The sequence below is a fragment of the Pseudomonas sp. SDO5271_S396 genome (genome assembly GCF_054071795.1).
Genome location: NZ_JBSVWB010000003.1, coordinates 272,471 through 287,320, shown reverse-complemented (window position 1 = coordinate 287,320; position 14,850 = coordinate 272,471). Strand labels below are relative to the sequence as shown.

13 protein-coding genes are annotated in these 14,850 nt (G+C 62.4%); 8 read left to right on the top strand and 5 right to left on the bottom strand.

The window, feature by feature from the left end; genetic code table 11:
- Window positions 1–40: 40 nt before the first annotated feature.
- The gene (locus ACW9IN_RS04510) at window positions 41–832 is read right to left on the bottom strand and encodes a lysophospholipid acyltransferase family protein (protein WP_457364743.1); all 792 of its coding nucleotides are present in this window, start codon (window positions 830–832) and stop codon (window positions 41–43) included.
- Window positions 832–1,587, bottom strand: coding sequence for an L-ornithine N(alpha)-acyltransferase (gene olsB, locus ACW9IN_RS04505; protein WP_017137255.1), 756 nt, complete (start codon window positions 1,585–1,587; stop codon window positions 832–834). Before olsB ends, ACW9IN_RS04510 begins: the two co-directional genes overlap by 1 nt.
- Before the next feature lie 194 nt (window positions 1,588–1,781).
- On the opposite strand from olsB, the gene ACW9IN_RS04500 reads away from it, so the two are divergent.
- The 4 genes from ACW9IN_RS04500 to ACW9IN_RS04485 all read left to right on the top strand — a co-directional run bounded on the left by ACW9IN_RS04500 (window position 1,782) and on the right by ACW9IN_RS04485 (window position 5,011).
- A complete protein-coding gene (locus ACW9IN_RS04500; RefSeq protein WP_457364742.1) occupies window positions 1,782–2,864 on the top strand; it encodes a serine hydrolase domain-containing protein in 1,083 nt (360 codons plus the stop codon).
- Window positions 2,861–3,175, top strand: coding sequence for an amidase (locus tag ACW9IN_RS04495; RefSeq protein WP_457364741.1), 315 nt, complete (start codon window positions 2,861–2,863; stop codon window positions 3,173–3,175). The genes ACW9IN_RS04500 and ACW9IN_RS04495 overlap by 4 nt, the downstream gene beginning before the upstream one ends.
- A gap of 95 nt (window positions 3,176–3,270) precedes the next feature.
- Window positions 3,271–3,852: a YceI family protein gene (locus tag ACW9IN_RS04490; RefSeq protein ID WP_457364740.1), complete on the top strand. Its 582-nt coding sequence runs from the start codon at window positions 3,271–3,273 to the stop codon at window positions 3,850–3,852.
- Between the two features lies 1 nt (window position 3,853).
- Window positions 3,854–5,011, top strand: a complete 1,158-nt coding sequence (locus ACW9IN_RS04485) for a phospholipase D-like domain-containing protein (protein ID WP_457364739.1) — start codon at window positions 3,854–3,856, stop codon at window positions 5,009–5,011.
- Window positions 5,012–5,099: 88 nt separating this feature from the next.
- On the opposite strand, the gene bglX is transcribed toward ACW9IN_RS04485, so the two are convergent.
- A complete protein-coding gene (bglX, locus tag ACW9IN_RS04480; RefSeq protein WP_457364738.1) occupies window positions 5,100–7,391 on the bottom strand; it encodes a beta-glucosidase BglX in 2,292 nt (763 codons plus the stop codon).
- Between the two features lie 242 nt (window positions 7,392–7,633).
- Between bglX and ACW9IN_RS04475 the strand changes: the two genes are divergently transcribed.
- From ACW9IN_RS04475 to ACW9IN_RS04460, 4 genes are all read left to right on the top strand, one after another.
- Complete coding sequence (locus ACW9IN_RS04475) at window positions 7,634–8,245, top strand: LemA family protein (RefSeq protein ID WP_457364737.1); 612 nt, start codon at window positions 7,634–7,636, stop codon at window positions 8,243–8,245.
- A gap of 18 nt (window positions 8,246–8,263) precedes the next feature.
- Window positions 8,264–8,992, top strand: coding sequence for a TPM domain-containing protein (locus ACW9IN_RS04470; protein WP_457364749.1), 729 nt, complete (start codon window positions 8,264–8,266; stop codon window positions 8,990–8,992).
- 28 nt (window positions 8,993–9,020) lie between these two features.
- Complete coding sequence (locus tag ACW9IN_RS04465) at window positions 9,021–9,638, top strand: TPM domain-containing protein (RefSeq protein ID WP_457364736.1); 618 nt, start codon at window positions 9,021–9,023, stop codon at window positions 9,636–9,638.
- Window positions 9,639–9,881: 243 nt separating this feature from the next.
- The gene (locus ACW9IN_RS04460) at window positions 9,882–11,090 is read left to right on the top strand and encodes a class I SAM-dependent methyltransferase (RefSeq protein ID WP_457364735.1); all 1,209 of its coding nucleotides are present in this window, start codon (window positions 9,882–9,884) and stop codon (window positions 11,088–11,090) included.
- Window positions 11,091–11,173: 83 nt separating this feature from the next.
- On the opposite strand, the gene ACW9IN_RS04455 is transcribed toward ACW9IN_RS04460, so the two are convergent.
- Both ACW9IN_RS04455 and ACW9IN_RS04450 read right to left on the bottom strand, forming a co-directional pair.
- A complete protein-coding gene (locus ACW9IN_RS04455) occupies window positions 11,174–12,073 on the bottom strand; it encodes a DMT family transporter (RefSeq protein ID WP_457364734.1) in 900 nt (299 codons plus the stop codon).
- Between the two features lie 102 nt (window positions 12,074–12,175).
- Complete coding sequence (locus tag ACW9IN_RS04450) at window positions 12,176–14,746, bottom strand: TonB-dependent hemoglobin/transferrin/lactoferrin family receptor (RefSeq protein ID WP_457364733.1); 2,571 nt, start codon at window positions 14,744–14,746, stop codon at window positions 12,176–12,178.
- Window positions 14,747–14,850: the final 104 nt, after the last annotated feature.

The following is a 14,850-nucleotide window of genomic DNA, read 5'->3' as shown; positions in this document are numbered from 1 at the left end:
ACGCTATCGCAGGCAAGCCAGCTCCCACACTGAACTGTGTTCAGGCTGCAAATGCAGGACGAATCTCTACCTCTTCAGCATCCGGCACCGGCCCAAACAACGCCTTTTGCACCGCCTGCTGCGCCTGATAGGCCAGCGCTGCACGTTCCTGCCCGGCACAGGCAATCGGCTTGAGCACGTGGATTTCCACGTCACCCTGATCATTGGCAAACAAACGCATCAAGTGCGACAGCAGATCATCGTCGCCGATGAACGGTGCCAGTCGGTCCACTTGCCCGTCGCGCAGGTAGCGGATCGCCACCGGTTGCAATGACACCTGGGCTTCGATCGCACTGGCCAGCAAGCGTCCATGGAAGGTGCGCAGGCTGCGTCCGTCGGTGGTGGTGCCTTCCGGGAACATCAGCAGCGGGTGCTGTTGCTCCAGATGGCGGGTCATCTGCTTGCGGATCAACTGGCTGTCGCCCGCGCCCCGGCGAATGAACAGGCTACCGGCCTTGGCGGCCAACCAGCCAGCCACCGGCCAGGTGCGCACTTCGGCCTTGGACAGGAACGACATCGGCGTGACCATGCCCAGCAGTGGAATGTCGGTCCAGGACACGTGATTGCTCACCCACAGCATCGGCGTTTGCGGCAATTCACCGTGCACCGTCACGCGAAAGGGCAGGGCATTGGTCAGCCGTGCCATGAAAAAGCGCGACCAGCGCTGGCGCCGCACCATCGAATTGGCGATGCCCAAACGCTCGAACACCCCAAACACGCTGGCCATGCTCAAGCCCAGCGCCACCACCAGCAACACCCGGGCAATGCGCCCGTACACCCGCAGGCGGCTCATTACATTGCCGCCTTGAAGTGACGGGCGTAGCGCGGGCACAACTCGTCGCGCTTGAGCAGGATGAACACGTCGGCCACCTGGAAATCTTCATCCCAGCACGGCTCGCCGCAGATCTTGGCGCCCAGGCGCATGTAGGCCTTGAGCAGCGGTGGCATCTCGGCGATCACGTTGGACGGCAGGTCCAGCGCAGGCAGTGGTTTCTTCGGTTCGGCACGCAGGTGTTCGTTGCACAGGTAGCGTTCGCGCAGGCGCTGCATGATCGCGTGGGCCTGGATGCCGCCGTCGTGCATCGGGATGCTCGCGCAACCCATCAGGTAGCTGTAGCCGCCCTGGTTGAGCACTTCGGCCAACTCGCCCCACAGCACGGCGATGGTGCCGCCGTTGCGATAGGCCGGGTCGACGCAGGTGCGGCCGATTTCCAGGATCGGACCTTGCAGGTGCAGCAAGCCATGCAGGCTGAATTCTTCTTCGCTGTAGAACCGGCCCAGGGTGCTGGCAGCCTGGTGGTCCAGCAGGCGGGTGGTGGCCACCAGTCGACCGCTGTTCAAGTCCCGCACGCCGATGTGGCTGCAGTGAACATCATAGTCATCCATGTCCAGGCCTTGTTCCGCGCCTTTCAGCTTGGCGTTGAACTCGCCGCTGAACACGTTGAATCGCAGGGCCTGGGCTTCCTGCAAGGCCTTGGCGCCAACCAGGCGTTCGGCTTGCAGACGGCGTTCATTGCCGGTGTCGCTGATGCGGGCGATCTGAGTCATGGCGAGTCTCCGAGTGCCGGCCACTTTCGGCCGGTCGACTTTGTTGTCCAAAGTCAGGCTATGTAGCCTCGGTGTCATCTCCATGAAGTTCTGGTGACGCTTGGATGACAGGCCCCGGTTCATCGAGTTGTCGCAGAACTGTCATCTGCCTCGGCTAGGCTCGCGGGCTTGAATGCCCCCTCGAGTTTGCTTTCATGGTCAGAGGCCTGTTGTGCGTTGCCTTGTTCCTGGTCACCGTTACCGCCCACTCCGAAACCTGGCCTGACAAGGACTGGGCCAAAGGCACCCCGCTGGCCGGTCCCGCCGTCGATGCGCTGAACAGTTATGCCTTCCCCCCGCGTGACGATGTCACCCGCAAGGGCATCCGCACCGACGCGCTGTTGGTGATCCGCGATGGCGTGATCATCTATGAGCGCTACGCCGAGCCCACCACCGCCAGCACCCCGCACCTGACGTGGTCCATCAGCAAAAGCCTGATGGCCACCGTGTTGGGCGTGGCCTACGGCGAAAATCGCTTCAAGCTGACCGACCCCGCCGCGCGCTTTTATCCGCCGATGAAACAGCATCCCAAAGTGACCCTGGCCGACCTGCTGCACTGGGCGTCGGGCCTGGACTGGCAGGAAGACTATGAATATGCACCCTTGAAATCCTCGGTGGTGGCGATGCTCTACACCCGTGGGCATGCCGACATGGCCGACTTTGCCGCCGACACCGAGGCGGCCCATGCGCCGGGCCAGGTCTTTCGGTATTCCAGTGGCGACAGCAACATTCTGTCTGCTGCGCTCAAAGGCATGCTCGGCCACAAGGCTTACATGAGCTACCCGTGGGATGCACTGTTCAAGCCGTTGGGCATTCGCAACGCCACCTGGGAAACCGATGCCGATGAGACGTTTGTCGCGTCGTCCTACGCCTACCTCACCGCCCGCGACCTGGCGCGCGTGGGGTTATTGATGGCGCGGGACGGGCGCTGGGGTGAGCAACAGTTGTTGCCCAAAGCCTGGGTCGATTTCAATCGGCAGCCCTTCGAACGCTACAAGGCGGGCCAGGACGAAGCAGTGCCGGGCGGCCAGTGGTGGCTCAATCGTGAAGTGCAGGGCGCTCCCCGGCCCTGGCCCGATGCGCCTGCCGACACCTTGGCCGCACTGGGTCACTGGGGGCAGGCGCTGTTCGTGATGCCCGGCGAACACCTGGTCATCGTGCGCTACGGCGATGACCGGGATGGCAGCTACCGCCACAATGAACTCCTCAAGCGCGTGCTCGCGGCGGTGCAACCATGATCCGTCGTCGGCCGTTCACCAGCCTGTTCCTGCTGTTGTTGCTCGCCTTGCTGGGTTGGATCTGGCACGAACGCGTCAACCTGCAAGCCTTCCCCGACATCATCGCGGCCTACACCGCCAAGGAGTACTGCTCCTGCCGTTACGTCGAGAACAACCCCGCCGAGTACTGCCAGGGTTATGTAAAGCAGTACGTGCCCACCAGTGCGTTCAGCGACAACCCCAAACGCAGTGAAGTGACCGCCAGCGGGCTGGGACGCACACACACCGCGCGCTGGCTGGGCGACCGCCAGGGTTGCCGCCTGACCCCCTGACCCGCGCGGGGCTGCGAAGCAGCCCCCACATTGAATTTGCGCCGCCCGTGAGATTGCGCTTAAGGTTCGTGCAGGTTTTTTCCGCATGAGTCTTTATGGTCAATGTCAAACCCCTGGCCTTCGCCCTGTTGGCCGCCGCTTCCGTGCCTGCCCAGGCCGATTGGTACCTGGACAACGAGTCCTCGCGGCTGTCGTTCGTCACCACCAAAAACACCGAGATCGCCGAAGTGCAGCGCTTCCTGGTGTTGCACGGCAAGGTCGACCGCCAGGGCGCGGCGCAGTTGGAGGTCGAGCTGGAGTCGATCAACAGCGGCGTCCCGATGCGCGATGAGCGAATGCGTAACGAGCTGTTCGAGATCAAGACCTTTCCCGATGCGCTGATCAACGCGCAGATCAACCTGCAGCCGATCAACGATTTGGCCCCCGGCGCACAATTGGAGTTGCGCCTGCCGTTGTCCGTGACCCTGCACGGCAAGACCCAGACCTACAGCGCCGAGCTGCTGGCCACGCGCCTGGACGACCGTCGCTTCCAGGTGGTGACCCTGGAACCGCTGGTGGTGCATGCGGAGGATTTCGACCTGGCGCCGGGCGTGGCAGCCTTGCGCAAGGCGGCGGGGCTCAAGTCGATCAGTCTGTCGGTGCCGGTGGGTGCGGTGCTGATCTTCACGGCGCGCTGACATGAGCGGCGCGGTGTTCCCCTGGCGCAGCGCCAACCGTTTCGAGTTGCTGGTCGACGGACCGAATTTCTTTCCGCAGATGCTGGTGGGCATTGCCCGCGCCGAGCGGCAGGTGGAACTGGAGCTGTACCTGGTGGAAGCCGGTGCCTGCGCCAAAGCCATGGTGCAGGCACTGGTGCAGGCCGCCGAGCGGGGCGTGCGGGTGCGCTGCCTGTTCGATGATTACGGCAGCCTGGCGTTTACCCTGGGATTGCGCAAACGCCTGGCCGACGCCGGCGTGGAGCTGCGTTTATACAATCGCCTCAGTTGGCGACGCTGGATGCGCAACCTGTACCGCGACCACCGCAAGCTGTTGCTGATCGATCAGGAGACGGCCTTCGTCGGGGGGACCGGCGTTACCGACGAGTTCTGGACGCCCGGCAATGACAGCGCCGACTGGCATGAAGTCATGGTGCAGATCAGTGGTCCGCTGGTGCAGGACTGGCAGGCGCTGTTCGATCGCCAGTGGCATGCCAACAATGCGCGTCGGGCGTGGAAGCCCGCCACCCATTTCGGCTTGCCGCGCTTGCCCAAGGTGCCGGCGACCGGGCCGGGCCTGGGCCGCGTGGCGTATGCCGACGCCCGTCAGCACCGCGATATCCTGCAGTCATTGATTCGCGCCCTGAACAGCAGCCACCAGCGTATCTGGCTGGCAACGCCGTATTTCCTGCCGACCTGGAGCGTGCGCCGCGCGTTGCGCCGGGCTGCCGGGCGTGGCGTGGACGTGCGTTTGCTGCTGACCGGGCCCCGCACCGACCACCCCTCGGTGCGTTACGCCGGGCATCGCTACTACCCGCGCCTGCTGCGCGCCGGGGTACAGATCTTCGAGTATCAGCCGTGTTTCCTGCACCTGAAGATGGTGCTGGTGGACGATTGGGTCAGCATTGGCTCATGCAACTTCGATCACTGGAATTTGCGCTTCAACCTGGAAGCCAATCTGGAGGCGCTGGACCCGGCGTTGACCCAGGCGGTGGTCGGCAGTTTCGAACGGGATTTTGCCCAGAGCCAGGCGGTAAGCCTGGAAGCGTGGAAGGCGCGACCCTTGTGGCGGCGCGTGAAGCAGCGGGTGTGGGGGTGGATCGATCGGTTGGTGGTCAATCTGCTGGATAGGCGTGGATAGCACCAACGCCCCAAAACAAATGTGTGAGCTGGCTTTTGTGGGAGCCGGGCAAGCCAGCTCCCACAAAAGCTGGGTTTACAGCCTTGGATCAGAGCAATTCAAAACTCTGCTGCTGCACATCCTGCGAGTCCAGCCCGATCTGCACGTTGAACTGGCCCGGTTCCGCCGCGTACTTGAGCTGGCTGTTGTAGAACTTCAGGTCGTCCTCGGTGATGGTGAAGTGCAGCGTGCGTTCCTCGCCGGCCTTGAGCAGGAGCTTCTGGAAGTTCTTCAGCTCCTTGATCGGGCGAATCATGGAGCCGGCCACATCCTGGATGTATAGCTGCACTACGGTTTCGCCATCGACCTTGCCGGTGTTTTTCACCGTGACACTGGCGTCGAGCTTGCCGGTCTTGTTCAGGGTAGTGGACGACAGGGCCATCTCCGACAGGCTGAACGTGGTGTAGCTCAAACCATAACCGAACGGAAACAGCGGCCCGGTGCTGTCATCGAAGTACTGCGAGGTGTAGTTGCCCGGCTTGCCCGGAGTGAACGGGCGGCCAATGGTCAGGTGGTTGTAGTAGGTCGGAATCTGCCCCACCGAGCGCGGGAAGGTGATCGGCAGTTTGCCCGACGGGTTGTAGTCACCGAACAGCACGTCGGCGATGGCGTTGCCGCCCTCGGTACCGGCGAACCAGGTTTCCAGGATGGCGTCGGCTTGCTGGTTTTCTTCGAGGATCGACAGTGGACGACCATTCATCAACACCAGCACCAGCGGTTTGCCGGTGGCCTTCAGGGCCTTGATCAGGTCGCGCTGGCTTTGCGGGATGTTCAGGTCGGTGCGGCTGGAGGACTCGTGGGACATGCCACGGGACTCGCCCACGGCGGCCACGACCACGTCGGCATCCTTGGCGGCCTTGACGGCCTCGTCGATCATCACCTGGGCGGGGCGCGCGTCATCCACCACTTCCGGTGCATCGAAGTTGAGGAAGTTCAGGTAATCGACCACTGCCTTGTCGTTGGTGATGTTGGCGCCACGGGCATAGATGATCTTGCCTTTTTCGCCGATCACCGCGTTCAAACCGTCCAGCAGCGTCACCGATTGTTCCGGTTTGCCGGCGGCGGCCCAACTGCCCATCATGTCGATCGGCGCCTTGGCCAGCGGACCGACCAGGGCGATGGTCGCGGATTTTTTCAGCGGCAGGGTGTCGTTCCGGTTTTTCAGCAGGACCAGGCTGCGGCGCGCCACATCGCGGGCTTCGCTGCGGTGCAGGCGGCTTTCGGCGTAGGTGTCGGCCGGGTCATCCTCGGCCTTGCCGATACGCAGGTACGGGTCCTTGAACAGGCCCATGTCGTACTTGGCGCCGAGCACTTCGCGCACGGCGTTGTCGATATCGCTCTGTTCGATTTCACCGGACTTGAGCAGGCCGGGCAGTTCCTTGCCGTACAGCGAGTCGTTCATGCTCATGTCGATGCCGGCCTTGATCGCCAGCTTGGCGGCTTCACGCCCGTCCTTGGCCACGCCGTGCTTGAGCAGCTCGACGATGGCGCCGTGGTCGCTCACGGCTAGGCCCTTGAAGCCCCAGTCCTTGCGCAGCAGGTCGTTCATCAGCCAGGTGTTGGCGGTGGCGGGCACACCGTTGATCGAGTTCAGCGCCACCATCACGCCGCCGGAACCGGCTTTGATCGCCGCGTGGTAGGGCGGCAGGTAGTCCTGGTACATCTTGACCGGGCTCATGTCGACCACGTTGTAGTCACGGCCGCCTTCCACCGCGCCATACAGGGCGAAGTGCTTGACGCTGGCCATGATGCTGTCGGCATTGGCGGGGCTCACGCCCTGAAACGCCTTGACCATCACTTCGGCAATGCGCGAGACCAGGTAGGTGTCTTCGCCGAAACCTTCGGAAGTACGGCCCCAGCGCGGGTCGCGGGAGATATCGACCATCGGCGCAAAGGTGATGTCCAGGCTGTCGGCGGCGGCTTCCTGGGCGGCGATGCGTCCGGAGCGGCCGATGGCGTCCATGTCCCAGCTGGAGGCCAGCGCCAGGCTGATCGGGAAAATCGTGCGGTGGCCGTGGATCACGTCGTAGGCGAAGAACATCGGGATCTTCAAGCGGCTGCGCATGGCCGCGTCCTGCATCGGACGGTTTTCCGGACGGGTGATGGAATTGAACGTGCCGCCGATGCGTCCGGCGGCGATTTCCTTGCGGATCAGCTCGCGGGGCATCTCGGGGCCGATGCTGATCAGGCGTAACTGGCCTATCTTTTCATCGAGGGTCATCTGCTTGAGCAGGTCGTTGACGAACGTTTCCTTGTCCTTGAGCGCAACGGGCTGGGTCTCGGCCCAGACGGGGTGGCAGGCCAATGTGGCCACAAGGCCGAACAAACACAGCTTCTTCATGAATATCCTTTCGGGGCGTACTGCGCAGCGACAATGCAAACGCTGCTCGGCCAAAGTGTTTGGAACATATATTGTTGTTCGAGTGTTTTGTCAGACGAATGCAGCACACATCTGAACTCTGGTTCGCGCTGGGCATCTTTTAGCTGATTGGTTCGCAGCATGCCAGTAGTGGTGGCGGATTATGCCCCAGGCTCGGGATTTACAGGGTCATCAAATTTCACAGGAAGGTCGCGGAGACACATATGACAGTCATTCAAGGATACCGCTGGAGCCTCAAGGCTGCGGCCATGCTGTTGATCGGTACGCTGCTGAGCGGTTGCGGCATCAACAACATCCCCACCCTCGACGAACAGGCCAAGGCGGCCTGGGGCCAGGTGCAGAACCAGTATCAGCGGCGTGCCGACCTGATCCCCAACCTGGTGGAAACCGTGAAGGGCTATGCCGCCCACGAACAGGAAACCCTTACCGCGGTGATCGCGGCGCGGGCCAAGGCCACTTCGATCCAGGTGGACGCCAGCACCCTCGACAATCCCGAGAAACTCAAGCAGTTCCAGCAGGCCCAGGATGGTTTGACCGGCGCGCTCAGCCGTTTGATGGTGGTGTCCGAGCGCTACCCGGACCTCAAGGCCAACCAGAACTTCCTGGCCTTGCAGTCGCAGCTTGAAGGCACGGAAAACCGTATCACGGTGGCTCGCCGCGACTTTATCCAGGCCGTGCAGGCGTACAACACCGAAATCCGTACCTTCCCGGGCCGCCTGTGGCACAGCGTGATGTACAGCGACTTGCCGATTCGCGCCACGTTTGAAGCCACCAGCGCCGATGCCGATAAAGCCCCGCAAGTGAAGTTCAACTAAGGCGGCCTCGAGATGGCAATGGGGTTATTACGGCTGAGCCTGACGCTGTGGTTGCTGGCCTGTACGGGCCTGGCCCAGGCGGCGCTGACGTTTCCGGCGCTGACCGGACGGGTGGTGGACGACGCCCGGATGATCGACGCGCCCACACGCCAGCAACTGACCCAGCAATTGCAGGCGCTGGAGCAGAGCAGCGGCGAGCAGATCGTGGTGGTCACCGTGCCCGACCTGCAAGGGCTGCCCATCGAGGATTTCGGCTATCAATTGGGTCGTCACTGGGGCATCGGGCAGAAGGGCAAGGACAATGGCGCGCTGCTGATCGTCGCTCGGGATGAGCGCAAGTTGCGCATCGAGGTCGGCTACGGTCTGGAGGGCGTGCTGACCGATGCGCAGGCCTGGGTGATCATCAACCAGGTGATCGCGCCACGCTTCAAGGCTGGCAACTACAGCCAGGGCATCAGCGACGGCGTGGCGGCGATGGTGCGGGTGGTGGACGGTGAGCCTCTGGCGGTACCGGCCCATGTGGCGGATACGAGCTTCGCCAAGGATAATCCCGGGTTTTCCATCGGCCTGTTTATCCTGCTGATCGGTGTCTTGTGGCTGTGCCATCGTATGGGCCTGCCGGTGGGCGCTATCCTGCTGTCGATCCTCAGCAGCAGCGGCCGTGGCGGTGGGGGAGGCGGTGGTGGTGGCGGCTTTCGGGGCGGCGGGGGCGGTTTCGGGGGTGGCGGGGCGTCGGGCGGTTGGTAATCACAATAATGAGAGAGCAACGACAAGCATGGGCTTACTGACTGAACACGAGCAGCGCCAGGTCGCTGAAGCGATTGCCCGGGTGGAGAAAACCACTGATGCGGAACTGGTGACCGTCCTGGCCGCTCGCGCCGATGACTACGCCTACATTCCGTTGCTGTGGGCCAGTTTGATCGCGCTGGTGGTGCCCGGTGTCGTGCATTACCTGTCCGGTTACCTGACCATGTACACCTTGCTGCTGGCGCAATGGCTGACGTTCATCGTGCTGTGCCTGGTGTTCCGCCTGCCCAAGGTGACCACGCGGTTGATTCCCCGTTCGGTGCGCCATTGGCGGGCTTCCAACCTGGCACGGCGCCAGTTTCTGGAGCAGAACCTGCACCACACCCTGGGCAGCACGGGCGTATTGATCTTTGTCAGCGAGGCCGAGCGGTATGTGGAAATCCTGGTGGACGAGGGCATTTCCCGGCACCTGGCCGACGACAGCTGGGATGTGATCGTCAAGGCGTTTACCCAGCAGGTGAAGCAGGGGCAGACATTGACGGGGTTCATTACATGCATCGAGGCCTGTGGCGAGTTGCTCAAGGTGCATGTGCCGGTGACCCAAACCCGTAATGAACTGCCGAATCGCCTGATCGTACTCGAATAGCCCATTCAACACTGGGCAAATGTGTGAACCCTTGCATGTGGGAGCTGGCTTGCCTGCGATGGCATCACCACCGGTCTGCCTGATGGACCCAGTAGGCTGCATCGCAGGCAAGCCAGCTCCCACAGAATCCCGTTTTCACATTCGATGTGTGACGGGTACTGACCGTTGATCAAATAACTCCGTGCCCTAAACCCCCATCCCCCCTAAAATGCCCGGCATTTCCTGCCTGAGGCGTTTTTGTTCATGTCTGTCACCGCTCAACCTGCCAGCGATCACCACGCCCAGTTCATCGAACTGCTGAGCGCAAGCCTGGCCGAGAACGCCTTTATCAAGCTGGTGCTGGCTAAGTACGTGGGCGAAGAGGCCGAGTTGCAGCGGCTGATCATCAAGCCGGTGGTGGTCAAGGAGCAGCCCTGCCTGTCCTTTGTCTACCGCTACAAGACGCGCGATATCACCAAGAACTTCCCTCAGGCTGACGGTGTGGCGGCGATTGCCGCATTGCTGCCGACGCAGTTCAAGAACGCCCATCTGTTGTCGCTGACCGACGAAGCCCAGCTGGAATACAGCAAGAAGAACAAAAGCTCGCTGTTCAGGAGCAAAGCGCAGCAATTACGTGAGGCGCCGACGGCAACGCACAACCGCGAAAAGCATCGCTTCCTCGACCTGAGCCGGCCGTTTCTCGCCGACCTGGGGGTGACCGATGCCAAACAGGCGCTGATCCCGTCGATGTCACGCAAATGGAAGCAGATCAACAAGTTCATCGAAGTGTTCAGCCATGCGCTGACCTCGTCGCCGCTGAAGCTGGACCGACCCGTGCGTGTCGCGGACTTCGGCTCGGGCAAGGGCTACCTGACTTTCGCCATCCACGATTATTTGCGCAACACCCTGAAGGCCGAGGGCGAGGTGATCGGCGTGGAGTTGCGCGAGGACATGGTGACCCTGTGCAACGCCGCCGCCGCACGCCTGGAACACCCGGGCCTGGTGTTCAAGTGCGGCGATGTGCGCAGCGTCGCGCCGAGTGAGCTGGAGGTGATGATCGCCCTGCATGCATGCGACATCGCCACCGACTATGCGATCCACACCGGTATCCGTTCCGGTGCGTCGATCATCATGTGTTCGCCGTGCTGCCACAAACAGATTCGCTTGCAGATCCAGAGCCCGGTGCTGCTCAAACCGATGCTGCAATACGGCCTGCACCTGGGGCAGCAGGCGGAAATGGTCACCGACAGTTTGCGTGCGTTGTTCCTGGAAGCCTGTGGTTATGAGACCAAGGTGTTCGAGTTCATTTCGCTGGAACACACCAACAAGAACAAGATGATCTTGGCCGTGAAGCGCGCCGAGCCGGTGGACAACACTCAGTTGCTGGAGAAAATCCAGGAGCTGAAAGCGTTCTACCACATCACCGAACATTGCCTGGAAACCCTGCTGCGCGCGGATGGTTTCTTGAGTTGAATACAAGCCCCCTGTGGGAGCTGGCTTGCCAGCGATAGCGGTGTGTCAGTCACCACCGCCATCGCAGGCAAGCCACTCCCACATTAGACTGAGCCAGCCTTGATTATTGGGGCAGGCTGCACCGCTGTCTTGCGCCCGAGCATCACCGTCACGATCACGCCGCAGGCAAACACCCAGGTAATCGGCTCGATATGCTCACCAAAAAACAGCGCCGAAAACGCGATGGTGAAGAAAATCTGCAGCAGCTGGATCTGGCTGACCCGTGCAATCCCGCCCATGGCCAAGCCCGCGTACCAGGCAAAGAACCCCAGGAACTGCGAGAACAGCGACACATAGCCGAACGCCCACCAGGCGCGCATGGAAATGGCCCCCTGATGCTGCGCCGCCAGGTACCACACCGGGCCGATCAGCACCGGCGTCGACAGCACCAGCGCCCAGCAGATCACTTGCCAGCCGCCCATCTCCTTGGCCAGGCGGCCGCCTTCGGCGTACCCCAGGCCCCCCACGGCGATCGCACCCACCATCAGCAAGTCGCCGGCCTGGATGCTGCCGGCCCCGGTGATCAACGCGTAGCTCAACACCAGCGCACTGCCCAGCGCAGCGCAGGCCCAGAAGGCTTTCGACGGGCGCTCGTGGGACAGCCACGCCGCGTACAGCGCCACGCACAGTGGTTGCAGGCCGTTGACCAGCGCGCCGTGGGACGCCGGCAGGGTTTGCATGGCCCAGGCCGACAGCACCGGGAAACCCAGGATCACCCCGGCGATCACCAGGCACAGCCCGCGCACCTGGCGCCAGGTCGGCCAGCGCTCGCGGCGCCACAGCAACAGCGCCGCTGCCGGAACCGCCGCGAACAGCGCGCGGCCCAGGCCGTTGAGCAACGGGTGGATTTCCTGCACCACGATACGGGTGAAGGGCAGGGTCAGGCTGAAGATGATGACACCCAGCAGGCCGAGGGCCATGCCAGTGTTTTCGCGCGTGCTCATGGGGGCAACCGAAATCAAGAGGGCTTCAAGGGAAGCCCATCTAGCCACAACCCCCGCCGATTGCGGGCCTACAGCTGATCGCAGATTTATCCGTACAGTTTTTCAGAAGAACCGCGTGACGCTGATCTTGGCGTTGCGCCCCTCGCTGTAGGCACGGTCGCCGCTGAGGGCTGGGCGGTAATTGCGATTGAACAGGTTGTCGACGGTGAAGTTGACTTCGGTGCCCTTGAGGCCGGCCTGCTGCGGTTTCCAGCTGGCGAACAGGCCCTGGGTGTCGTAGCTGGCGTTTTCATACTGGTCGTAGAAGCTGTCACCGGCGATGCTGTTGAGACTGCTGGCGTATTTATCGCTGGGCAGGCGGTCGGTCTTGCGCACGAACTGCCCCTGCCAGCCGACTTGCGCGTCCCAGCTCGGGATCTTGGTGCCCAGCACCACCACCCATTTGGCCGGCGGAATGTCACGGGCCCACACGTGGGTGCTGGTGGCCCACGGGTTGGTGTAGGGGTTGTCACGTTTGCCGGTGGCCCAGGAGTAGGACAGCGAGCCGAACAGGTACGTCGAGTCGTAGTAGCCCTCGACCTCGAAGCCCTTGATGGTCATGCCGCCGATGTTGCGGTAGTTGGACTTGGCCGCCATGTCGCCGGCGCAGACCGTGTCGATACTGCCCGAGACCGAGTTCTGTCGCGCGCAACCGATGCCGGTGGCCTTGAAAATCTCATCCTCGATGCGGTTGTGGAACAGGGTGGTACGCAGTTGCAGGTTGTCTTCGCGGGTGAACAGGCCGGAGAAATTGGTGATGTTGCCGGCGGTGATCGCGGTGATGCGTTCCGGGTCCAGATCGACGCTGGTGGCGGTGCGGCTGCCGATGCCTTGCACTTCGTACTGTTCATCGATCACCGGGGCGCGCCAGGTTTTGTTCCAGCTGGCGAACATCGCTACATCGGGGGTGATGTTCCAATAGGCCGCCAGGCGGGGCGACCAGCCGGTGTAGGTGCGGTCGCTGTAGTCATGCCCGAACGATGGGTCGGGGTTGCTGTAGTACGGCGCATCGTTGGCTTCGCCACGGTTGCGCACGTGGTCGTAGCGCAGCGATGGGGTGATGGTCACGTCGCCGAGGGTCACCGCGTCTTGAAGATAGAACGAGTTCGTATCGACTTTGCCATGGGGCATGAAGTACGGCTGGAAGTGCCCGTAGTTGTAGCGGGGCGTGTTGTAGGTGGCGCCGGGCATCCAGCTTTCGGTTTCACGGATGTGCTTGCGCACCTGCACCCCGGTGGTGACCGCGTGTTCCAGCGGCCCGGTGTTGAAGCGGCTGATGTTGCGTGCTTCCAGAATTTTGTCGTCGTACGAGGTGTCCATCTTGCGCCCGCCGGTGGCCAGGGAGAACGAGGCGTTTGCGTCACGCTCGTCGGTCTGGTCGGTATTGGACGCGGAGTAGCTGAGTTTCAGGTCCACCAGCGGGTTGTCGAGGGGCTGGTATTCGTACTTGGCCGAGTAGGTGGTGTCGATGGTCTCGCGGTCTGCCAGGAAGCGTTTGAGGGCGCCTTCGTAACCGTAGCGGTCAATGGCCGATTGCAGCGGCGGCGTGGGGTAGCTTTTGGCCGAGAAGGGCGTCCAGCGCTGGCTTCGCGAGCGCGAGTAAGACAGGCCCATGCTGTGCTCGTCGGTGAAGTGTGCGTTGACCTTGAACAACGCGCCATCCACATTTGTCGCGCTGTTGGGCAGGCGCTTGGGGTTGATCGGGTATTCATTGCGCGGGTCCGGCGGGGTGGCGGCGAGCTTCATGTCGCCACCGTCGCGTTGGGTCAGGTAGGCCAGGCCATCCAGGCGGCCATCATCGGTGCGGCCATAAATGGCCGAGCTGTAGACCTGTTCGTGGTCGTTGCTGGAGTAGCCATATTTGAGCATGGCACCGGCGTTGCGGCCGTCTTCGAGCAGGTCGGGGGCGTCCTTGGTTTCCATGTGCACCGTGCCGCCGAAGCCGCCGTTGCCGGTAAAGGCCGAGTACGGGCCTTTCTCGACCTCGATGCTCTTGATCAGCTCGGGTTCGATGAACACCGTGCCTTGCTGATAGCGCTCGAAGCCGCTTTTGGTCGCACCGTCCACGGTCATGGGTATGTCTTCAGCCTCGCCCATCCCGCGAATGTTGATGGTCTGGCCACCCGGTTTGGGCGAGCCGCCCATGAATACGCCGGGCAGGGTTTGCAGGAGGGCGGGAATGTTGTTGGGCTGGTAGCGGTCGATGTCCGCCTGGTTCAGGGTGGAGCGGCCCACGGTGCTGGAGTCGACCTGGGTACCGGTGCCGATCACGCTCAGGGCGTCGAGCTGAACGGTGCCGCTGTTGCTGGTCTTGGCCTCTTCGGGTTTTACCACGTAGGTGCTGCCGACCTTGATCAGGGTGAACGTACCGTTTTTGAGCAAGGTACGAATCGCCACTTCCGGGGTGAATTCGCCGCTGAGTGCCGGCGCCTGCACGTTCTTGAACAGCGTCTCGTCGAACAGCAGCTGGATTTTCGCCTGCTGCGCCACCTGGCTCAGGGACGTGGCCAGCGGCTGCGCCGGCAGCTGCAGTTTGAACGACTCGGCGTGGGCGGCGAGGCTGAACGCCATGCACGTGGCGATAAGGGTCGGACGCAAAAACAGGTGCGAAGCGTGGCAAGGCGCGCGAAACATGAAATCTCCCGGTGTGGCCAAATGGCCGAAAAGGTGTGCGTATCAAACGCAGACCGGGAGAAGACGGGGCAGGCAAAAAAATCCACACCTGCGAATGCAAAATA